The organism is Streptomyces sp. NPDC046335 (assembly GCF_055587985.1).
Genome location: NZ_JBVJFF010000010.1, coordinates 414,734 through 436,533 on the forward strand (window position 1 = coordinate 414,734; position 21,800 = coordinate 436,533).

Annotated in this window: 16 protein-coding genes; 6 read left to right on the forward strand and 10 right to left on the reverse strand. The window is 71.6% G+C overall.

Annotated elements, in window-relative coordinates; translation table 11 throughout:
* Nucleotides 1-23: 23 nt before the first annotated feature.
* From ACZ6JY_RS25935 to ACZ6JY_RS25955, 5 genes are all read right to left on the reverse strand, one after another.
* Nucleotides 24-1,928: a family 20 glycosylhydrolase gene (locus ACZ6JY_RS25935; RefSeq protein WP_469199357.1), complete on the reverse strand. Its 1,905-nt coding sequence runs from the start codon at nt 1,926-1,928 to the stop codon at nt 24-26.
* A 215-nt stretch (nt 1,929-2,143) separates the two neighbouring features.
* Nucleotides 2,144-2,317, reverse strand: a complete 174-nt coding sequence (locus tag ACZ6JY_RS25940) for a hypothetical protein (RefSeq protein WP_162933544.1) — start codon at nt 2,315-2,317, stop codon at nt 2,144-2,146.
* A 261-nt stretch (nt 2,318-2,578) separates the two neighbouring features.
* Complete coding sequence (locus ACZ6JY_RS25945; protein ID WP_469199359.1) at nt 2,579-4,075, reverse strand: SDR family NAD(P)-dependent oxidoreductase; 1,497 nt, start codon at nt 4,073-4,075, stop codon at nt 2,579-2,581.
* A 70-nt stretch (nt 4,076-4,145) separates the two neighbouring features.
* Nucleotides 4,146-5,516 carry a wax ester/triacylglycerol synthase family O-acyltransferase gene (locus tag ACZ6JY_RS25950; RefSeq protein WP_469199361.1) on the reverse strand — a complete coding sequence of 457 codons (1,371 nt, stop codon included), beginning with the start codon at nt 5,514-5,516 and terminating at the stop codon, nt 4,146-4,148.
* A 231-nt stretch (nt 5,517-5,747) separates the two neighbouring features.
* A complete protein-coding gene (locus tag ACZ6JY_RS25955; protein WP_469199363.1) occupies nt 5,748-8,396 on the reverse strand; it encodes a PA14 domain-containing protein in 2,649 nt (882 codons plus the stop codon).
* A gap of 171 nt (nt 8,397-8,567) precedes the next feature.
* On the opposite strand from ACZ6JY_RS25955, the gene ACZ6JY_RS25960 reads away from it, so the two are divergent.
* The 5 genes from ACZ6JY_RS25960 (at nt 8,568) to ACZ6JY_RS25980 (ending at nt 14,498) form a co-directional block, all read left to right on the forward strand.
* On the forward strand, nt 8,568-9,581 hold the full coding sequence (locus tag ACZ6JY_RS25960; RefSeq protein WP_469199365.1) for a LacI family DNA-binding transcriptional regulator: 1,014 nt from the start codon (nt 8,568-8,570) through the stop codon (nt 9,579-9,581).
* A 168-nt stretch (nt 9,582-9,749) separates the two neighbouring features.
* Nucleotides 9,750-10,844 carry an ABC transporter substrate-binding protein gene (locus ACZ6JY_RS25965; RefSeq protein WP_469199366.1) on the forward strand — a complete coding sequence of 365 codons (1,095 nt, stop codon included), beginning with the start codon at nt 9,750-9,752 and terminating at the stop codon, nt 10,842-10,844.
* Nucleotide 10,845: 1 nt separating this feature from the next.
* On the forward strand, nt 10,846-12,411 hold the full coding sequence (locus ACZ6JY_RS25970) for a sugar ABC transporter ATP-binding protein (protein ID WP_469199367.1): 1,566 nt from the start codon (nt 10,846-10,848) through the stop codon (nt 12,409-12,411).
* Between the two features lie 87 nt (nt 12,412-12,498).
* Complete coding sequence (locus tag ACZ6JY_RS25975) at nt 12,499-13,461, forward strand: ABC transporter permease (protein WP_469199368.1); 963 nt, start codon at nt 12,499-12,501, stop codon at nt 13,459-13,461.
* The gene (locus ACZ6JY_RS25980; protein ID WP_469199369.1) at nt 13,458-14,498 is read left to right on the forward strand and encodes an ABC transporter permease; all 1,041 of its coding nucleotides are present in this window, start codon (nt 13,458-13,460) and stop codon (nt 14,496-14,498) included. The genes ACZ6JY_RS25975 and ACZ6JY_RS25980 overlap by 4 nt, the downstream gene beginning before the upstream one ends.
* A 10-nt stretch (nt 14,499-14,508) precedes the next feature.
* On the opposite strand, the gene glgC is transcribed toward ACZ6JY_RS25980, so the two are convergent.
* The 3 genes from glgC to ACZ6JY_RS25995 are packed head-to-tail and all read right to left on the reverse strand — an operon-like array spanning nt 14,509 to nt 17,759.
* The gene (gene glgC / locus ACZ6JY_RS25985) at nt 14,509-15,729 is read right to left on the reverse strand and encodes a glucose-1-phosphate adenylyltransferase (RefSeq protein ID WP_469199370.1); all 1,221 of its coding nucleotides are present in this window, start codon (nt 15,727-15,729) and stop codon (nt 14,509-14,511) included.
* Nucleotides 15,730-15,760: 31 nt separating this feature from the next.
* Nucleotides 15,761-16,927 (reverse strand): glycogen synthase, encoded by a 1,167-nt coding sequence (gene glgA / locus ACZ6JY_RS25990; RefSeq protein ID WP_469199371.1) that lies wholly within the window; start codon nt 16,925-16,927, stop codon nt 15,761-15,763.
* Nucleotides 16,928-16,976: 49 nt separating this feature from the next.
* Nucleotides 16,977-17,759 carry an IucA/IucC family C-terminal-domain containing protein gene (locus tag ACZ6JY_RS25995; protein WP_469199372.1) on the reverse strand — a complete coding sequence of 261 codons (783 nt, stop codon included), beginning with the start codon at nt 17,757-17,759 and terminating at the stop codon, nt 16,977-16,979.
* 246 nt (nt 17,760-18,005) lie between these two features.
* Here ACZ6JY_RS25995 and ACZ6JY_RS26000 point away from each other — a divergent pair, with 246 nt between their 5' ends.
* A complete protein-coding gene (locus ACZ6JY_RS26000; protein WP_469199374.1) occupies nt 18,006-19,109 on the forward strand; it encodes a DMT family transporter in 1,104 nt (367 codons plus the stop codon).
* Nucleotides 19,110-19,150: 41 nt separating this feature from the next.
* Here the strand turns inward: ACZ6JY_RS26000 and ACZ6JY_RS26005 are convergent, their stop codons facing one another.
* Nucleotides 19,151-20,503 (reverse strand): transglycosylase family protein, encoded by a 1,353-nt coding sequence (locus ACZ6JY_RS26005; RefSeq protein WP_469199376.1) that lies wholly within the window; start codon nt 20,501-20,503, stop codon nt 19,151-19,153.
* 143 nt (nt 20,504-20,646) lie between these two features.
* Nucleotides 20,647-21,627 (reverse strand): acetylxylan esterase, encoded by a 981-nt coding sequence (locus ACZ6JY_RS26010; protein WP_469199378.1) that lies wholly within the window; start codon nt 21,625-21,627, stop codon nt 20,647-20,649.
* Nucleotides 21,628-21,800 lie beyond the last annotated feature (173 nt).

The window sequence follows — 21,800 nt, forward strand, 5'->3', positions numbered from 1 at the left end:
TCCTTACGCTGTGGCCGATGTCCTTACGCTGCGGTCAATGTCCATACGGTGGGCCTGCGTTGGTCGGCGGGGTACTGGACGATCCGTCCGTCCTCGGTGGCGTGCGCCGCCATCCGCGTGATCGCGTTGACGAGGCGGTGGCCCTTGCCGTCCCGCTCCACCTGCCACCGCTGGAGCGTGTTCTTCGCGTCGCAGGTCTCCTCGGTGACGGCGCTCCCCGGGCGCAGCGGCACGTTGAGGGTGAGCTTGCCGCTGCGGGTCTCCAGGCACGTGCCGCTCGCGGCGGTCCGCAGCGTGACGTAGCCGTCCGCGGTGTGCCCGACCGTGACGGGCGCGGCCTCGGTGCGGCCCTCCGTGTCGCGCAGGGTGTACGTGCCCTCGGCGACCTGCGGCTTCGTCAGGTCCCGCCATCCGGGGGCGTGGCCCACGGCCACGGCGCGCGCGACGAACGCGGCGTACGTCGGGTCGGGGTGCGCGTCGCCCCAGGTGACCTGCGCGATGTGGTCGAGGGGGCGCGCCATGGCCGCCGCGACCTCGTTCTCGGTCTCGCCGCGGCCGTTGTCGGGCCACAGGCTGATCTTGGCGCCGGTGATGCCCTCGCTCGTGGTGAGCTTCTCGCCCTCGAAGCTGCGCGGGTCCCAGCGCTCGTCGTACAGCTTCGCGGTGTTCGTGTGGAAGCCGCCGCGCACGAGGTAGAGGGAGTAGGCGGCGTTCATCACGGGATGGCCCCGGTCGATGAGCTCGCTCGGTTTCGTCCTCACGTCGAGCCAGTGCTCGACCGTCGTGCCGGCGGCCACGGGGACGGTGTTGTCACCGGTGAGGCCGTCGTTCCAGATGCGCAGGTGCTTGCCCTTGCCGCGCGCGTAGGCGTGCACGCGGTTCACGAAGTCGATGAAGGCGTCCTGTGGCGTGGCGTCCTCGCCGTACTTCTCCTTCGCGTACCGGAGGATGTGCGGATACTTGGCGAAGTCGGAGCCGAGCATGTACTCGTCGGCGCCCATGTGCCAGGACGTGGCCGGGAAGACGTCGGCGTACTCGTCGATGAGGCTCTGGTAGTAGGCGAACGACTCGTCCTTGGTGACGTCCAGGCGCGAGGGCTGCCGGACGCCGTCGGAGTCGGTGAGCTGAAGGTCGGGGCGGTGCTCAAGCCAGGGGTCCATGTGACCGGGCGAGTTGATCTCGGGGATGATCGTGACGTGGTACTTCTCGCCGAGCGCCACGAGGCGGCGCATCTCGCGCCTGGTGTAGTAGCCCCAGGAGTTGGCCTCGGGGTGCCGGTCGCTCTTGACCTTCACTTCGAGGAGGAGCTGGTTCTGCTTGCGGTACGCCATGTCGCGTACGAGGTTCTCCAGCCAGGGCGTGGAGACGTGGATGTAGCAGGCGCAGACGCCGACGCCGCGCTCCTTGTACCGCGGCACGTCGACGGTGCGGCCCGCCGGTACGCGGTCGCCCCGCGCGAGGAGCTGGAGCAGGGTCCGGGTGCCGTAGAAGGCGCCGGTCTCCGTGCCGCCGGTGATCTCGACGCGGGCGCCCGCGCGGAGTTCGTAGCCTTCGGCGCCCAGCGGTTTGCGGGCGCGGTCGACGTCGATCACGATGTCACCGGCGCGCGCGGCACCGCGGGTCACCGGCGCGCGGTCGCCTCGCGCGGCTTCGAGGTCATCGGCCAGGGTGGCCGCGACGCGCCGCGACTCGGGGTCGCGGGCCACGAGGCGGGCGCCGGCCTCGTAGCGGAACGCGCCTTCGGCGGGCGTCCAGTCGGTGAGGGCGGGGACGGTCCGGGGCACGTCCGGGAGGTCGGCGCCGGTGGCACCGGCGGCGGGGACCGGCGCGGCGAGCAGCAGCAGGGCCACGGCCGCTCCGAAGCCTCTGGACAGGCGGCGGTGGCGTCGGGGTGGCCGGGGCGCGGGGAACGAGCGCAGTTCGGTCATGAGGTCCGATGATTCAAGCGCCTCACTGGGGTGTCAATGCATCGCACGTCGCGGGCGCTTGGACATTTCCGCGCCTCGCCGGGCGATGTCACCGGCGACTCATCGGATGAATGTGCTCAGGGGGCAAGGCCCGCACACGCCCGTGCCCCCGCCGTCGAAGGGCGGGGGCACGGGCGAAGCGGGGACGCGGCGCGCTGCCGGTGAGCCGATCGCGGTCAGTCGATCCCGGGAAGGATGTGCGGCTCGGCGAGGTCGTCCTCGTAACCGGCGAGGCGGATGGGGGCCGCTTTGGCCCACGCCTCCAGGTTGCGGAGTTTGTGGGGCCTGCCGGCCCGCTCGCCGCCGCGTTCCGCCGGTCGCTTTTCCTGCTTCGTCAGATCTGGTGTCACCGCGCACTCCTTTGTGTCGCGTAACGGAAGGACAAGAGCCGTTCGGTCGCGGTGGCGCCGGTTCTCTGGCGGGACCGCGGCCGTGATTGCCGGCCTGTCCCCGGGGTGACCGAGAGATGTTCGTGGATCTCTCTTGGTCACCCACTCGCCTAAGGTTAACCAAATGAGCGCGCCCGCGCTCGATGGACGCTCAAACTCGGGCAGAATCCGGACAAGAGCACCCCTGCGGCGAATCGTCACACCGTGCCCCTCACGGGGCTGCTACCACTTGCCGTTCGCGTAGTCCTTCAGGAACACGCCGTAGACGTCCTCGCCCGCCTGGCCCCGCACGATCGGGTCGTAGACGCGGGCCGCCCCGTCGATCAGGTCGAGCGGCGCGTGGAAGCCCTCCTCGGCGAGGCGCAGCTTGTCGTAGTGCGGGCGCTCGTCGGTGATCCAGCCGGTGTCGACGGAGGTCATGAGGATGCCGTCGGTCTGGAACATCTCCTGGGCGCTGGTCCGCGTGACCATGTTCATCGCGGCCTTGGCGGCATTGGTGTTGGGGTGGCCCGCCCCCTTGTAGCCACGGCCGAAAACACCCTCCATGGCGGAGACGTTGACGACGTAGGCCCGTCCGCTCCCGGCCTTCTTCGCGGCGTCGGCCATGGCCGGGCGCAACGCGCTGATGAGGATGAACGGCGAGGTGTAGTTGCAGAGCTGGGTCTCCAGGAGCTCCACGGGGGAGATCTGCTCGATGGTCTGTACCCAGGTGTTGCTGTCGACGACGTCCGGGACGAGGCCGCCGGCGTCGATGGCGCTGCCGTCGAGGTGCCGGGCGATGCTGGCGTTGCCCGCGACGAGGGCGAGGTCGGCGACCTGCTGCGCCTCAAGACCGCTGGTGCCGACGGGCAGCGCGGTCAGACCGTCCACCGCTCCGGAGTTGAAGGCGCCGAGGACCGAGTGGGCGGGCAGCTCGCCCGCGGGCAGCGGCGCGCTCTCGCCGTCGACCAGGGCGGCGTAGGCGGAGGGCAGGCGGCGCACGGTCTGCGTGGCGTTGTTGATCAGGATGTCCAGCGGACCCGCCTCCGCGGTCCGCTCGGCGAGGGCCACGGTCTGCGCCGGGTCGCGCAGGTCGATGCCGACGACCTCCAGGCGGTGCAGCCAGTCCGCCGAGTCGTCCATCGCCTTGAAGCGGCGGATGGCGTCCTTGGGGAACCGCGTCGTGATGGTCGTGTGGGCACCGTCACGCAGGAGGCGCAGCGCGATGTGCATGCCGATCTTGGCGCGGCCGCCGGTGAGCAGGGCGCGCTTGCCGGTCAGGTCGGTGCGGGCCTCGCGCTTGGACCGGTTCAGCTGGGCACAGTCCGGACAGAGCTGGTGGTAGAAGTAGTCGACTTCCGCATACCGCGTCTTGCACGTGTAGCAGGAGCGCGGGCGCTGGAGTATCCCCGCGAACCTGCCCTGCTCGGTCCGCGAGGACGGCAGCAGCCCCTCGGTCTCGTCGTCGATGCGCTCGGCGGAGCCGGTGGCCGTGGCCTCGGTGACCGCCTTGTCGTGGGCGGTCTTGGCGGCGCGGCGCTCCTGGCGGCGGCGCTGCTTGACCGTGCGGTAGATCCCGGCCGTGGCGCGGCGCACCAGGATCGCGTCGGGGTGGTCGACGTCGAGCTTGTCCAGCTCGTCGAGGACGCCGAGGCAGACGGCGAGACGGTCCGGGTCGATGCCGGGGCCGTACGCACCGATTTCGGCGGACCCCTCCTGGCTTTCGTCTGTCACCGTCATCGCCGCTGTCCTCATGTCATCCCGTGCCGCGGCGCCTCTGGTGGTCCGCGGTAGCTCCAAAAGCGCAACTTTACGTAGCGGCGGCCCCGGTCACCAAACCCGCGTCCCGCGCGCACACCGCCACGAGGTCGTCCAGCTCCTCCCGCACGCTGCGCGCGAGGAGGTCCAGGTCGGGCACGGCGGTGGCGTCGGCGAGCAGGCCGTAGTGCACGCGCCCCCGGTAGGTGGAGACGGCCACGGCCAGGGACTGGCCCCTGGCCAGCGGCGCCAGGGGGTAGACCTCGGCGAGCGGGCAGCCGCCGAGCCGCAGGCCGACGCCGGGCAGCGGGACGCTGGTGACGAGGATGTCGAAGAGCAGCCGCGCGGCCTGCGCCACGGCGGGCCCCCCGACGCGGTGGCCGATCGGCGGCACGTGCTCGGCGAGGAGCGCGACGGCCCCCGCGCCCCGCTCGGGCCCCGCCTCCTTGTTCCGGTCCATGGCGGCGCGCACGCCCCGCAGCCTGGCCAGCGGGTCGTCGTCGCCGACCGGCAGCCGGACCAGATAGCCGGAGAGGCGATTGCCCGGCGGCTGGGCGGCGCGCGGGCGGCGCCGGGACACGGGAACCAGGGCGCGCGGCTCGACGCCCTCACTACAGTCGCCGCGCTCGTCGAGCCAGCGCCGCAGGGCTCCGGCGACCACGGCGATCAGTACGTCGTTGACGGTGCCGCCCACGGCCTTGCGCACCTGGTGGACGTCGTCGAGGTCGAGGACGACCCCGGCGGTGGCGCGGGTGCCTGTGGCGTCCGAGGTGAGGGCGGAGCACGACCGTACGCCCAGGGTGGCGCGCGCCACGGAGGTGCCGATGCCGAGGGTCCGGCCAAGACCCGACACGGTCTCGCGGGCGAGCCCCGGCAGCCTGCGCGGGTCGGGCAGCGGCCACCGCGAGGGCGCGTGCGCCGCGGGCCGCGGCCGGGACGGCGGCAGGTCGACGGGGTCGAGGAGCGCGGCGGCGAGCGTCAGCGCGCGCAGCCCGTCGGCGAGCGCGTGGTGGAACTTGAACAGCACCGCGAACGACGCGCCGTCCGCGCCCGGCAGCACATGCGCCTCCCACGGCGGCCGGTCACGGTCCAGCGGGCGCCGCATCAGCTCCCCCGCAGCCGCGTGGAAGTCGCTCACGGGCGCGGTGGTCCGCACGTGCTCAAGCGGCTCGAAGCCGGGCGCCGGCTCACGCCTGGCACCGCCGACCGGCAGCCAGACGGGACGTATGCGCATGCGAAGGCCCGGGACTGCCGCCGCGCGCCGGGCGAGCAGCGAGGCGGCGCGTTCGGCGGCGCCCGGCCCCTCGGCCCCGAAGACGCCGAGCGCCCCGAGGTGCATGGGATGTTCGGCGGTCTCGATGTTCCAGAAGGCCAGATCGAGAGGGGCGAGCAGGTCAGAGGTCGGTGCAGGCGATGAAGTCAAGGAATCGCTCTCGCGTCGAGGACCATGCGGGGGGGGTGCTGAGCGTGCAGTCAACCTCTGCCGAGCGATTACGGTCAAGTACGATCAAGCTACGCTGCGTTAACAACATGTGAAGACCCGCCCTCCTGAGGAGGGCGGGTCTCAAGTGACGCTTGTGGTGCATTCGTGAACTGTCTGACGCGTCACGTCGCCGCGGACGGCAGGTGGCGACTCAGTCGCCCCGCGGTTGGCTCACGAGCCGGAGCAGCCCGGCACCGTCTCCTCGGACGCGTCGCGGATCAGCGCTTCGTGCGCCGCCTTCACCCGCTTCACGTCGGGCTTGACGACCTTGCGGTCGTAGGTGAGCAGGCCGTTCAGCTCGCCCTCCACATCGGAGATCTGGGTGTAGACGGCGCCGTTGCCGCCCTTGCAGGCGAGAGCGCGCACCTCCCCCAGCTTGGTGAGGTAGTCGTCCGTGTACGTCGCCGGGTCGACGTCGACGTAGGACTGCTGGACCGACCACGCGTGGCCGGGCACCGCGAGTCCGAGGCCGCCGTACTCGCCCGCGACCAGGGCGCGCTTGCCGTCGGGATGCGGTGGCAGCGCCGGGCTCGGATAGCCGTGCTCGTCCATGAGGTCGCCGCTGCCGCCGTCACGGCCGAGGTTGAGGCCCGACTGGCCGTTGATCAGCCGGGTCGGGTCCCAGGACTTGGCCTGGTCGGCGAGGCGCCCCTCGTCGTACTGGCCCCAGCCCTCGTTGAGGGTGACCCACATGATGACCGACGGGTGGTTGTAGTGCTGGTCGATCATCGTCTTCATCTCGCGTTCGAACGTGGCGCGGGCGGCGGTGGACGGATTGACCCCGGCCGTCATGGAGGGCATGTCCTGCCAGACGAGCAGGCCCAGCTTGTCGGCCCAGTAGAACCAGCGGTCGGGCTCGACCTTGATGTGCTTGCGCACGGAGTTGAAGCCCATCTCCTTGTGCATCTTCAGGTCGTACGCGAGGGCCTCGTCGCTCGGCGCGGTGTGCAGGCCGTCGGGCCAGAAGCCCTGGTCGAGCGTGGCCATCATGAAGACCGGCTTGCCGTTGAGAACGGTGCGCGGGGTGCCGTTCACCTTCTCCACGGCGATCGAGCGCATACCGAAGTAGCTGCTCACCCGGTCCTTGCCGACGCGCACCTTCAGGTCGTACAGGAAGGGGTCGTCGGGCGACCACAGGCGCGGCTTCGCGATCTTCAGGGTGAGCGGCTCACCGGTGCGCCCGCGGACCTCGGCGACCTTGCGCTTGCCCTCGTACGCCGTGGCCGTGACCGGCACGCCGTCGCGGACGCCCTTGGCCTCCACGCTCACCCGGCGGTCCTTCACGTCCGGTGTGATCTTGAGGGAGTCCGCGTGGTCGGCGGCGACCGGCTCCAGCCACACCGTCTGCCAGATGCCGGACGACGGCGTGTACCAGATGCCGCTGGGGTCCAGGCGCTGCTTGCCGAGCGGCGGGTTCTCGCCGTTCGCGGCGTCGGTCGGGTCGTAGACGCCGACGATGAGCTCCTGGGTGCGGCCGGGCTTCAGCGCGTCGGTGACGTCGGCGCTGAACTTGTCGTAGCCGCCCTTGTGTTCGGTGACCTTCTTGCCGTTGACGTACACCTCGGACTGCCAGTCGACGGCGCCGAAGTTGAGCTTGAGGCGCTTGCCTTCGCCGACCTTCCAGTTCTTCGGGACGGTGAAGGTGCGGCGGTACCACATGCGGTCCTCGTGCCGCTCCAGGCCGGAGAGCTGGGACTCCACCGGGTACGGGACGAGGATCTTCTCCTTGAGCTGCTTGCCGACGGGGGGCCGTTCGCCCTTCTCGGCCGACTGGAACTGCCAGTTCCCGTTCAGGTTCTGCCAGTCGTCGCGCTTGAGCTGGGGCCGCGGGTACTCGCGGTGGGCGTTGCCCGGCGTCACCTTGTCGGCCCACTTGGTGCGCAGCTCGTACGTGGAGAGGTTCTTGCCGCTGCTCCAGAACGCGGCGATCTCCTTGCCGTCCTGGCCCTTGAGCCCGCCCTTGCCGTCGTAGCGCAGGTCGGCGGTGCCGCGGGCGGTGCCTTCCTTGTTGCCGACGACGGGCTCCTTGAGCTTGACCAGCAGGGCCCGGGGGTCCTTCGGGTCGGCCTCGGCGCCGCTCAGCGGCCACTTGGCGCCGCCGATGACCGCCTCGATGTGCTGGTCGAGTCCGGCCGGAACGGCGGCGATGCGCTGGGCGAAGGCGAGCTTGAGGGTGCGGCCGTCGGCGAGGACCGTGGCGTCGGTGGCGCCGTTGTAGTCGAAGCCGTCGGGCAGGCGGAACGCGGAGCGCGGGATGGCCTTCTTGGTGCCGCCCGGCTCGGTCCAGCGCAGGTGCAGGTTGGAGCCTCCGTAGTGCTCGAAGTACTCCACCTTGATGTCGTAGGCCTTGCCGGCGGTCAGCTCGACCGGCGCGCCGGTCTGCTCCTTGTCCCAGTCGTCGACCCAGTGGTCGATGACGGGCTTGCCGTCGACCCAGAGCCGGAAGCCGTTGTCCCCGATCATCGAGAACGTGTGGGCGCCGCTCTTGGCGGGGACGACCTTGCCGGTCCAGCGCACCGTGGCGTCGTCCGCCTTGCCGGTGGCGAAGGACAGCCGCGGGTCGAGGTTGTCGAAGTCGATGCCGGCGTCGAAGCCGGTGGCCTTGAGCTCGTGGAAGTCGAAGGCACCGGGGGCGGACTGGGTGTAGTACTCGCCCTTGAGGCCGTGGACTTCCTCGGGGTCGTCGGCCGCGTTCGCCGCGGGCACCGCGCTGAGCCCCGCGAAGGCGAGGGCGACGGTGAGCAGCAGGGCCAGCCGGTGCCGGGCACCTCTGGGGCGTGGGGGTCGTGAGAGTCGATGTCTTGTCAGTCGGGGGCGCACTGATCCTCCTTGTCGAGGAAGGGTGGCGGCTCGTCACTGCAGTCGGTACAACGAATCTGTACAACGTTAGAAACAACGGCAGTTGGCATGACAGCACGGGCTCAGCCGTGCTGTCCAGGGTCATGACAAACGCCCCGGTGGACGGGGGCGTCCGGACGCAGGGAGATGTACGTGCGGGTGAGCCTCAAGGACGTCGCGGAACACGCGGGCGTCTCGATCAAGACCGTCTCGAACGTGGTGAACAAGTACCAGCACGTCACCCCGGCGATGCGGGCGCGCGTGCAGCAGTCCATCGACGAGCTGGGCTACCGGCCCAATCTGACCGCCCGCCACCTGCGCAAAGGGCGGACCGGCATCATCGCGCTCGCCGTTCCCGAGCTCGGCAACCCCTACTTCGCCGAGCTCGCGGGCGCCGTCATCGACGCGGCGGCCGAGCACGACATCACCGTGCTGCTCGACCACACCCGCGGCGAGCGGGAGCAGGAGATCCTGGTCAGCCAGGGGTTCCGGGCCCGGGTGATCGACGGTCTGATCCTCAGCCCGCTGGAGCTGGAGGCGGAGGACCTGCGGCAGCGCGACGACGACGTGCCGCTCGTGCTCCTCGGCGAGCGCGAGTACGACCTGCCGCACGACCACATCGCGATCGACAACGTCGCCGCGGCCCGTACGGCGGTGCGCCATCTGATCAGCAGGGGCCGCGCCAGCATCGCCTACCTCGGCGCCCGCACCGACTCCGCCAACCGCCCCGCCCACCTGCGCCTCAAGGGCTGGCGCGAGGAGCTGACGCGGGCCGGGATCGCCGCCCCGGACTCCCTGGTGGGCCCGGTCGGCGGCTGGAACCGCTGGGACGGGGCCAAGGCCATGGCGCGGATGCTGGACGCGGGGGTGCGGCCCGACGCCGTGTTCGCCTACAACGACCTGGTGGCGATCGGTGCGATGCGGGTCCTGCACGAGCGTGGCCTGCGGGTTCCGTGGGACGTGGCGGTGGTGGGTTTCGACGACATCGCCGAGGGGCAGTTCGGGGCGGTCACCCTGACCACGGTCTCGCCGGACAAGCAGGCCATCGCGCGGCTCGCCGTGGAGTCGCTGCTTCGCAGTCTGGCGGGCGGCGCGGAGCCCGGCGGACGCGCGCTGACCGCGGAGTTCAGGCTGGTGGAGCGGGAGAGCACGCTCGGGCGGCGGTGACGTCGCGCCGCCCCGCCGCGGGCCGCCGGGGAGAGCCACGGTGTGCGGGGAGGGTTTACAGCCACCTTCCAACGATGTAAAAAGCTCCCCGTACCGCTGAGTTGACCGTAAGTGCCGATCCTGCCGTGAGCGCTCTCAGTGCCGGGGCCGTGCCGTTTTGGGGACTCCATGAAGCCGAACACCCTCCTTCGCCGTACCTCAGCCAGGACCCTTCTCGCCGCCGGCCTCGCGGCGAGCCTCGCCTTCGCCACAGGCTGCGCCAAGTCCGAGGACGACGCGTCCGGCGGCTCCGACTCCGCCTCCGGCAAGGGTGACTCGGGCCAGGTCGTCTCCGGTGGAGGCGGCGGCGCGACGTGCGCGATCGACGCGTACGGAGGCAAGAAGATCGACCTGAGCACGGCGACGGTCGGCTTCTCGCAGTCCGAGAAGGAGGCCAACCCCTTCCGTATCGCGGAGACGGCCTCCATCAAGGCGGAAGCCGAGAAGCGCGGCGTCAAACTCCTCACCGCCAACGCCCAGTCGCAGTTCTCCAAGCAGATCAGCGATGTGCAGGACCTGATCGCCAAGGGCGCGGACGCGCTGGTCATCGCGCCCCTCAACTCCGACGGCTGGGAGCCGGTCCTGCGCGCGGCGAGCGCCAAGCACATCCCCATCGTCACCGTCGACCGCAAGATCAACGCCAAGGCCTGCGAGGACTACGTGAGCTTCATCGGCTCCGACTTCGTCGAGCAGGGCAGGCGCGCCGCAGACCGGATGATCGAGACGACCGGCGGCAAGGGCGAGATCGCGATCCTGCTCGGCGCGGCGGGCAACAACGTCACCACCGAGCGCACCAAGGGCTTCCAGGACCGCCTCAAGGAGAAGGCCCCGGACCTGAAGGTCGTCTTCAAGCAGACCGGTGAATTCGCCCGCGAGAAGGGCCAGCAGGTCACCGAGCAGCTCATCCAGTCCAAGCCCGGCATCACCGGGATCTACGCCGAGAACGACGAGATGGGCCTCGGCGCCGTCAACGCGCTCAAGGGCGCGGGCAAGAAGCCGGGCGACATCAAGATCGTGACGATCGACGGCACCAAGGGCGCCGTGCGGTCCATCGTGAGCGGCTGGATCGACGGCGTCATCGAGTCCAACCCGCGCTTCGGCCCGCTGGCCTTCACGACCCTGGACTCCTTCACCAAGGGCGAGAAGGTGAAGCAGGACATCGTCATCAAGGACAGCGCCTACACCAAGAAGAACGCCAAGGCCGACCTCTCGAAGGCCTACTGAGGTGCTCTCCGTCACCGGCCTGACCAAGTCCTTCCCCGGTGTGCGCGCCCTGGACGCCGTCGACTTCACCGCCCGCGCGGGCGAGGTGCACGCCCTGATCGGCGAGAACGGCGCGGGCAAGTCCACGCTGATCAAGGTCCTGACGGGGGTGTACCGGCCGGACGCGGGCGAGGTGACGTACGCGGACCGGCCCGCACGCTTCGCCACTCCCCTGGAGGCCCAGAACGCGGGCATCTCCACGATCTACCAGGAGGTCAACCTCGTCCCCCTGATGAGCGTGGCCCGCAATCTCTTCCTGGGCCGCGAGCCGCGCAACCGGCTTGGCCTGATCGACTTCCGCCGCATGCACCGGGAGGCCGACGAGGCGCTGCGGGACCTCGGCGTCCGGGTCGACGCGCGCCGCCCGCTGCGCGAACTCGGCGTCGGCGCCCAGCAGATGGTGGCCCTCGCGCGCGCCGTCTCGGTCGACGCGCGCGTCGTCATCATGGACGAGCCGACGTCGTCGCTCGAACCCCGCGAGGTCCAGACCCTGTTCGGCGTGATCCGCGTGCTCCGCGAGCGCGGCATCGCGGTGATCTACGTCAGTCACCGCCTGGACGAGCTGTACGCGGTGTGCGACGCCGTCACGGTGCTCCGCGACGGCAAGGTGGTGCACACCGGACCCCTGGCCGACCTCGACCGGCTGCGCCTGGTGGCGCTGATGCTCGGCCGGGAGGTCGGGGAGGTGGCCGACGAGGGCGTCACCAAGTTCACCGGCGAACACCACACCGAGGGCGAACCGGTGCTGCGCGCCGAGGAGTTGTCGGTACGCCACCGGCTCAGCGGCGTCTCGGTCGCCATCCGCCCCGGTGAGGTGGTGGGCCTCGGCGGGCTGCTCGGCTCGGGCCGCAGCGAGACGGCCAAGGCCATCGCGGGCGCCCTGCCGCCGGACTCGGGCCGCGTCACCGTGGCCGGCACGCGCGTGCGCACCGGTTCCACCCCGGCGGCCATCAGGGCGGGCATCAGCCTCCTCCCCGAGGACCGCAAGGCGGAGGGCATCGTGCCCGGTCTGTCGGTGCGCGAGAACATCGCCCTCGCGGCGCTGCCCCGGCTCTCCCGGCTCGGCCTGGTCGACGAGTCCCGTATCGACGCGATCGTGGACACGTTCATGAAGCGGCTGCGCATCAAGGCCTCGGGGCCGCACCAGAAGGTGGGCGAGCTCTCCGGCGGCAACCAGCAGAAGGTCCTGCTCGCGCGCTGGCTGGCGATGAACCCCAAGGTCCTCCTGCTCGACGAGCCGACGCGCGGCATCGACGTCGGCGCCAAGGCCGAGGTGCAGAAGCTCATCGACGAACTGGCGGCGGACGGCCTCGGCGTCCTGCTGATCTCCTCCGACATGGAGGAACTCGTGGAGGGCTCGGACCGGGTGATCGTCCTCAAGGACGGCGCGGTCATCGAGGAGCTCACCGGCTCCGCCGTCACCCCCGACGCCCTCCTGCGCGCCATCGCGACCACGGGCGAGACGGCGGGCACGGGAGACACGGCCGACAGGGGAACCGCCGCGACCACGGAGGCCACCGGTGGGTGACCTGCCCCGCTCCTTTGACCACCGCTTCTCGGACCACCCCGGCGCGGCCGGCGACCCCACCGCACCGCAGCACTTCTGGGAGACGTCATGACCGATCTCGCCCTGGGCCGCCAGGCGGCCGACCGCGACCGTGTACTCCGCCTCCTCCAGACCTACGGCGTCTACCTGGGCGTGGCCGTACTCCTCCTCGTCAACATCCTCTTCACCCCGCACTTCCTCTCCGGGGAGAACTTCCGCACCCAGGCCGTGCAGGTCGCCCCCGTCCTCATCGTGGCGCTGGGCATGGCCCTGGCCATCGGCAGTGAGGGCGTGGACCTCTCCGTCGGCTCGGTGATGGCCCTCTCCACCTCCCTGATCTCCCTGTACCTCGGCTACGGCATGTGGATCGCGCTCATCGTGGCCGTGCTCGGCGGCATGGTGATCGGCGCGGCGAACGGCTCGCTCGTGGCGTTCATCGGCGTCCAGCCCATCGTGGCCACGCTGGCCCTGATGGTCGCCGGGCGCGGCCTGGCCCTCGTACTGCTGCCCCAGCTCAAGGACGTACGCGACCCCACCATGGCCTCGCTCGGCTCCGGGGCGCTGCTCGGCATCCCGTACCTGGTGATCATCGCCGCCGCGCTCGCGCTGCTCGTCGCGTTCGTCGTGCGGCGCACCACCTTCGGCCGGCAGCTCCTGGCCATCGGCGACAGCCGCCCGGCCGCGCAGCTCGCCGGTCTTCCGGTGCGCCGGGTGCTGATCCTCGTGTACGTGGCCTCCGGCGCGCTCGCCGCGATCGCGGGGCTGCTGGCGACCGCGCGGCTCTCGGCGAGCGACCCGACGTCGCTCGGCAACCTGATGGAGCTCTCCGCGATCACCGCGGTCGTGGTCGGCGGCACCCCGCTGAGCGGCGGCCGCGTCCGGATCGGCGGCACCGTCGCGGGCGCCGTCCTGATCCAGCTCCTGACGGCCACGCTCATCAAGCACGACCTGCCACCGTCCTGGACGCAGATCGCCCAGGCCGCCGTGATCGTCCTCGCCGTCTACGCGGCCCGCGAGAGGGGCAAGCGATGACCACCGACACCAGGAGCACGGCGGACCCCGTGAAGACCGCCGCCCACCCCGCCCCCGACGCCGCGGCACCGCACGGCGCCGCCCGCTCCGAGCGGCTCAGCGCGCTGGCCCAGCAGCACGGCGCCCTTGTGACGCTGGTCGTGGCGGTGATCGTCGCGTCCCTGTCCTTCGACACGTTCATGACGAGCGACAACCTGGAGAACATGGCGGTCTCCTCCGCCTTCCTCGCGGTCGTCGCGCTCGGCATGACCTTCGTGATCATCACCGGCGGCATCGACCTGTCGGTGGGTTCGCTGTTCGCCCTCGGCGGGGTGCTCGCGGCCTGGGGCTCGCGGTACGGAACAGTCGTGGCGCTGCTGCTGCCCCTCGCGGTCTGCGGACTGATCGGCCTGGTCAACGGGCTGCTGATCGCCCGCTCGCGGCTCGCGCCTTTCATCGTCACGCTCGCGGCGATGCTGGGGGCGCGCGGCATCATGCTCGCGGTCACCGACGAGGGCTCGAAGACGTACCTCGTCGACAAGGACACCTTCTTCGCCACGCTCGGCCAGGGCAAGCTGCTCGGCGTCGGCGCCCCCGTGTGGATCACCGTCGCCCTCTTCGTCGCGGGCGCGGTCGTGCTGCGGCGCACCCGCTTCGGGCAGTACGTGTACGCCGTCGGCGGCAACGAGGACGCGGCGGCCCTGATGGGCGCCCCCGTGGCCCGTACGAAGATCGCGGTCTACACCCTCTCCGGGCTCTGCGCGGGCCTCGCGGGGGCGCTCAACGCGGCCTGGCTCGTCTCCGGGGTGACCATCCTCGGCTCCGGCATGGAGCTGGAGGCGATCTCCGCGGTCGTCATCGGCGGCACCCTGCTGACCGGCGGCTTCGGCTTCATCAGCGGGTCACTGGTGGGCGTGCTGCTCCTGAAGGTCATCCAGAACGTCATCAACCAGATCGGCTCGCTCGACTCCGCCTACCAGCAGGTGGTCAGCGGCGCCTTCCTCGCCGTGGTGGTGATCGCGCAGACGTGGCTGGGGCGCCGGCGCAGGGTGCTGTGACCGCGCGGTCTCACACCGGCACCGTCTGCCCCTTGCCCAGGGCGATCACTCCGCCCTTGGACACCGTGTAGAGCTCCTCGTCCCGCTCGGGGTTGACGCCGATCGTCGCGCCCGGCGGGACGTCGACGTTCTTGTCCAGGACGGCGCCGCGCACCACCGCGCCCCGCCCCACCCGTACGTTGTCGTGCAGCACCGACCCCTGCACGACAGCGCCCTGCTCGACGGTCACGCCCGGCGAGAGGACCGAGCGGGTGACCTGGCCGCGGATCACACAGCCGGGGCTGACGATCGACTCGCCCGCGATGCCGCCCGCGCAGAACTTCGCGGGCGGCAGACCGCCGGGGTGGGTGTAGATCGGCCAGCTCCGGTTGTCCAGGTTGAACACGGGCTGGTCGGAGATCAGGTCCATGTGGGCCTCGTAGTACGAGTCCAGGGTGCCGACGTCACGCCAGTAGCCGTGGTCGCGCGGGGTCTCGCCGGGGACGTGGTTGCCGTCGAAGTCGTAGACCTGGGCCAGGCCCCGTTCGGTGAGCATCGGCAGGATGGAGCCGCCCATGTCGTGCGCCGAGTCCCCGTTCTCCGCGTCCTGCTGGAGGGTGTCGACGAGCACCTTCGTGGTGAAGAGGTAGTTGCCCATCGAGGCGTACACCTGGTGGGGGGCGCCCGGGAGACCCGGCGGGTCCGCGGGCTTCTCCAGGAAGCTCTCGACGCGCGTGCCGTCGCGGGCGGGCGTGATGATCCCGAACGACGGTGCATCCGCGCGCGGCACCCTGATCCCGGCGACGGTCACCGCGGCGCCGTTGTCGATGTGCTGCTGGAGCATCTGCCGGGGGTCCATGCGGTAGACGTGGTCCGCGCCGAACACCGCGATGTAGTCGGGCTGTTCGTCGTGGACGAGGTTGAGCGACTGGAGGATGGCGTCGGCGCTCCCCGCGTACCAGCGCGGGCCGAGACGCTGCTGCGCGGGCACGGGCGTGACGTAGTTGCCGAGCAGGCTCGACATGCGCCAGGTCGTCGTCACGTGCCGGTCCAGGGAGTGCGACTTGTACTGCGTCAGGACGCAGACGCGCAGGATGTCGCCGTTGACGAGGCTGGAGAGGACGAAGTCGACGAGGCGGTACGTCCCGCCGAAGACGACCGCGGGCTTGGCCCGGTCGGCGGTGAGCGGCATCAGCCGCTTGCCCTCGCCGCCGGCGAGCACGATCCCGAGCACCGAAGGTCCACCGCGCATCCCAGCCTCCTACTTGTCGGCCATCCGCCGGCTAACCACCGGCGTGCAGGATCTCCTCGTACACCTCGACCGTGCGCCGGGCGATGGCGTCCCAGCCGAAATCGCGCAGGGCGCGGTCACGTCCGGCCTCGCCCATCGCGCGGGCCCGTCCCGGGTCGGTGGCGAGGGCGTTCATGAGCAGCCCGAGGTCGCGCTCGAAGCCTCGCGGGTCCTTCTCCTCGTACGGGACGAGCAGGCCCGTCTCCCCGTCGGCCACGACCTCGGGGATGCCGCCGACCCGCGAGGCGACCACGGCGGTGCCGCAGGCCATGGCCTCCAGGTTGACGATGCCGAGCGGCTCGTACACCGAGGGGCAGACGAACAGCGCCGCGTGCGTGAGGAGTTGGACGACCTCGGGGCGCGGCAGCATCTCGGGTATCCACCGCACGCCCCCGCGGGCGCGGTCCAGCTCCTCGAAGAGCACACGGAACTCGGCGTCGATCTCCGGGGTGTCGGGTGCTCCCGCGCACAGGACGAGCTGGATGCCCGGGTCCAGCTCGCGCGCCGCCCGCAGCAGATGGGGGACGCCCTTCTGCCGGGTGACGCGTCCGACGAAGAGGACGTAGGGGCGCCCGAGGTCGATGCCGAGCCGTTCCAGGACGTCCGTGCCCGGGTCGGGGCGGTACAGCGTGGTGTCGATGCCGTTGTGCACGACGTGGACCTTCGCCGGGTCGACGGCCGGATAGCAGGCCAGGATGTCGTCGCGCATGGCGCCGGACACCGCGATCACCGCGTCGGCGGCCTCGGCCGCGGTGCGCTCGGCCCAGCTCGACACGGCGTACCCGCCGCCGAGCTGCTCGGCCTTCCAGGGGCGCAGGGGCTCAAGGGAGTGCGAGGTCATCACGTGCGGCACGCCGTGCAGGAGTCCGCCGACGTGGCCCCCGAGGGCGGCGTACCAGGTGTGGGAGTGGAGCAGTTCCCGCCCGGCGAGCGCGGCGGCCATCGACAGGTCCACGGAGAGGGTCCGCAGGGCGTCGTTGGCGTCGTCGAGCGCGGGCCAGGCCCGATGGCGCACCAGACCGGCGGCGCCGCCCTCTCCCCAGCTGTGCACGTCCAGGTCGACGAGGGAACGTAACTCCCGGGCCAGGAACTCCACATGGACGCCCGCGCCGCCGTACACATCGGGCGGGTACTCCCGGGTGAGCAGTCCCACTCTCACGTGAAACCCTCCGTCGTCCGCCTGAGGCCGGCCGCGCGCCTCCTCATGGTCACCCAGACGACGCCCGGTGGGAAGAGCGCGACGGCGGGTGTTCGAAGCAGCAGTCACCGCAGACTCCGCCGCTCGGGCACCGGTAGTACAGGCAGCAGCTCCGGCGCCGGAAGGCGGTGCCGTCCAGGGTGCCCGTGGAGCGCAGATCGGGGTGGCCGAGGAGCTCGGCGGCCATGGCGAGGCCCCGCTCCCCCACGTCCTCGCGCCCCTCCCGCACCGCCCAGGCGTGCAGTTCGCGCGCCGCGCCCGCGAGCGCGGAGCCCGCGTTGCCCCACAGCAGCTTCGCGGAGACCCGGTGGCGGGCGCGCAGCGCGGCGGAGAGCGGCTCCAGATGCCCGTGCTGCACGACACGCCGCACGGTCTCCGCGCCGGCGGTCAAGGGCCGTACGTCGGTCAGCGGGTGCGGCTCGCTCAGCGGGCGTGCGTCGGTCAAGGGCCGTACGTCGGTCAGCCAGAGGTCGTCGGGCGAGGTGGAGCCGGGGTTCCAGCGCAGCAGGGCGGGATCGAGGTCGGGCACGGCTCCGAACAGCGCCGCCGAGCCGAGCGCGACCGACCAGAGCCTGGCGGCGAGTCCGAGCTGGGCCACGGACGCCGCGACGCGCTCCTCGGGGGTGCCGAGCCGCCGCGCCACCTCGCCGACGCGGAAGCCGAGCGGATCACCGGCCGCCGGAGGCGGAGCGTATACGTCCGCGAACGGTACGGAGCCGGGCCCGGAGCCCGTGCGCAGCGCGAAGAAGCCGCCGACGGATCCGAGCTCTGCCAGGTCGATGAGGGGAGTCACGACAGCAGTACAGCAAGGCCGACGGCGGCCGGGCGGAGCGGGGGGTCCACCTCAGCCCCTAGGGGACAGCCCGCCCTGGGGAGGACATCGGGGAGGGCGTACTCCATCGGTAGTAGGACCGATTGCCTGCTCAGGTACGACGACGCGGAGCGATTTCAGAGGGAGCATTGTCACTATGGAAGCCGACCGTTCGCCTCGCCGGGACCTCAGGGATCACCGGGCACACCGCACGCAGCGGAGCACCTCATGAGTGCCCTCGCGCTGTCCGTGCTGCTCTCCCTCGTCTCCGCCGTGGCCTACGCCGGCGGGGCGATCCTCCAGGAGCGCGTGGCCGCCACCACGCCTGGCCAGCGGTACGCGCGCCGCCCGTCCTGGTGGGCGGCGATCGCGCTGAACGGCCTGGGCGCGCTCCTGCACGTCATCGCGCTCGCGTACGGCCCGCTCAGCCTGGTCCAGCCGCTCGGCGCCCTCACCATTGTCTTCGCCCTGCCGATGGCGGCCCTGTTCGTGCGCCGCCGGGCCGGTGCCACCGCCTGGCGCGGCGCGATCATGGCGACGGTGGGGCTCGCCGGGCTGCTCTCGCTCACCTCGGCGTCCGGCTCGACCTCCCTGGCCGGCGCGGAGCGCGTGATGCTGGCCCTCGCGACGGGCGGCGGCGTCCTCGCCCTGACGGTCACCGCGCACGCGGCCCACCGGCACCCGGTGGTGCGCAGCGTGCTCCTGGCCTGCGCGGCGGGCGCGGCGTTCGGCATCGCCTCGGTGTTCACCAAGACCGTGGCGGTGGATCTGGACCGGGGCATCGCGCTCGTCCAGCAGCTTCCGAGCCTCGGCGTGATCGCGGTCCTCGCGGCGGCCGGTGTGCTGATCTCGCAGGCGTCCTACCGTGGCGCGGGCCTCGCGGCGCCCCTGTCGACGGTGACCGTGGTGAACCCGGTGGTCGCGGCGGCGGTCGGCCTGACCCTCTTCGAAGAAACCTTCCGCTACGGAACCATGGGCACCGCTCTGGCGCTCGGCTGCGGCGTTGTGGCCGCGGGCGGCCTGATCCTGCTGACCACGGAGCGCATCGCCCGGGAGACGTCGTCGGTGCCGGAGACCGTGGCGCTGCCCGAAGCCGGGGAGGTCGCAGTGTCCGCGGAGGAGGCCTTGGCGGTACCCGGAGCCGGGCGGCCCCCGGTGTCCGCGGAGGAGGCTGTCGTGCGGCGGCCCGAGCCCGTGCCCCCGGTGGACGCGGCGCTGCCGGGACCGCCCCTGCCCACGCTGCCGTCCCAGCTCACGGTGGCCGCCTCGCAGGCGCACCGCGGGGTGCGGCACCGGCATCCGCTGCGGCCCCGGGAGCGGATCGGCTCCTGAGGCCTTCTCCACGACCGGGAGCCGGGGCCGGGCGTCGGCGGTCAGACGCGTACGCCGCGGGCCCGCAGATAGGCGAGCGGGTCGATGTCGGACCCGAAGCCGGGCCCCGTCCGTATCTCGAAGTGCAGGTGGGGCCCCGTGCTGTTGCCGGTGGAGCCGGACCGGGCGATGCGCTGTCCCGCGCCGACCTTCTGCCCGGCCTTCACGGAGAGCGCCGAGAGGTGCCCGTACTGGCTGTACTTGCCGTCGGCGTGCCGTATGACGACCTGGTAGCCGTAGCTGCCGCCCCAGCCCGCGGAGACGACCGTGCCCGCGGCGACGGACTTCACGGAGGTGCCGGTGGGCACGGCGAAGTCCACGCCCGTGTGGTAGCCCTTCGACCATGAGCCGCCCGCCGCGCGGTAGGGCGTGCTCGGCGAGGCGGCGACGGGGGCGGAGACGGCGGTCTGCTGGGTGCGGGGGCCGGAGGCCTTGGAGGACCGCGCCTGCTCACGCTTCTTCTCGGCGGCCTTCTTCTCGTCCGCTTTCCGCTCGGCGGCCTTCTTCTCCGCGGCCTTCTTCTCGGCGGCCTTCTGGCGGGCCTGGGCCTCGGCGCGTTCCTTCGTACGGTCCTTGGCCCGCTGCTCGGCCTTGTCCTGTCCGGCTTTGTCCCGCTGCTCGGCCTTGTCCTGCCCCGCGCTGCCCCTGCTTCGGGACTTGTCGGACTGCTGGGGGACGCGCTTGCCCTCGCCGCGTACAGAGAGCCGCTGCCCGGGGGTGATCAGATCCGGGTCGCTGCCGATGACGCGCCGGTTGGTGTCGTAGAGCTGTTGCCAACCGCCCCGCACGGTGCGCTCGTCGGCGATCCCGGAGAGGGTGTCGCCGCGCACCACGGTGTACATCTCGGCGGTACCGGCCGTGGACTGCGGGGTCACCTCCGGCTTGACGTCCTTGACGTCCCGCTTGGTCCGGACGTCCCGCTTGGTCTGCTCCGGCTTGCTCTGGGCGCGGGACGGGGTGACGTCGGGCGAGGGGCCGCCCTTGGTGAGGCCGGCCTTCGCGGAGCACACGGGCCAGGCGCCGGGGCCCTGCGCGTCGAGGACCTTCTCGGCCACGGCGATCTGCTGGGCCTTGGTGGCGCGGTCGGCACGCGGGGCGTATGCCGTACCGCCGTACGCCTCCCAGGTGGACTGCTTGAACTGGAGCCCGCCGTAGAAGCCGTTGCCGCTGTTGATGCTCCAGTTGTTGGTGGACTCGCAGGCCGCCACCTTGTTCCAGGTGTCGAGGTCGGCGGCATGGCCGGTGCCCACGACGGTCAGGGGCAGCGCCATGCCCGCGCCGCCCGCGGTCACGGTCAGCGAGGCACGGTTGATGCGGTTCGGCTGGTACCGGCGGTGCCGACCCCGTAAGGCCATTGGGAGCCCCCTAGACACACGTCATCACGGATTGCGCACAACAGACACACGACAAGCCCGCAAGCTAGCCGGTCTCGCCGATCCGTGACAAGGGCGTTGCGCGAAGGGGGCTGCCAACGGGGCTGCCGACCGCTACTGACCCCTCAGCCCTTCAAGCACCCCTGGAGCCACCGCAGTTGAACTTCCTGCTGGTAGGGGCCGCCGCCCTCGTGATCGTTGAAGGAGTACACCTCCATCGAACGCTCGCTGCCCGCGTACGCGTTGTGCGCCGCGAACACGGTGGACGGCGGACAGGTCTGGTCCTCCAGGGCGGCGGAGAAGAGGGCGGGCGCCCGGCCGCGGGCGGCGAAGTGCACGCCGTCGAAGTAGGAGAGTGTCTGAAAAACGCGCTCCTGTCCGCCCCGGCGCGCCTTCAGGTACAGCGCGATCTCCTTGTAGGGCTGCCGGTCGGTGAGCGTGATGGCGCGCGGGAAGTCGCAGAGGAACGGCACGTCGGACGCGACGGCGGCCAGGTCGGGCACGAGCCCGCCGACCGCGAGGGCGAGCCCACCGCCCTGGCTGACGCCGAGCGCGGCGACGCGGGAGGCGTCCACGAGCGGATGGGAGCGCACGGCCTCGACGGCGCGGACGGCGTCGACGTACAGGCGGCGGTAGTAGTACTCGTGCGGGTCCTCGATGCCGCGCGTCATGAAGCCGGGGTGCGCGGGCCCGCTGCCCACCGGGTCCGGGGTGTCCCCCTGGGCCCATCCGGCGCTGCCCTGCCCGCGGGTGTCCATCACGAAGTGCGCGTAGCCTGCGGCGGCCCACAGCAGATGCATGTGCGGCAGCCCGCGTCCTCCGCCGTACCCGATGTACTCGACGACGGCGGGCAGCGGCGCGCCTTCCTCGGCGCCCGCGGGAACGACCAGCCACCCCTTGACGGCGTGCCCGCCGAACCCCGAGTAGGTGACGTCGAAGACGCGCACCCCGGTCAGCGGCAGCGGCACCGCGTCGAAGCGCGCGTCCAGCTCATGCTGCCGCGCCTCGAGCAGCGTCTTCTCCCAGAACGCGTCGAAGTCGTCGGGCTCGGCCGATGCGGACCGGTAGCGGCGCAGCTCATCGAGAGGCAGATCGAACTGGGGCACGGGCGGCTCCTCCTCCGTACACGGATTTACGTGGATGCAGGAGGGCCACGCTATGCGGTACGCCCCGCTCTTGGGCAGGGCGTCTCGTCAGAGGGCCTGGCTGAAGGGAGGCGCCTATGGGCGGGGCTCGGGGCCCCGCCCATGGGCGTCAGGAGATCGGCCCCGGCTGAGGC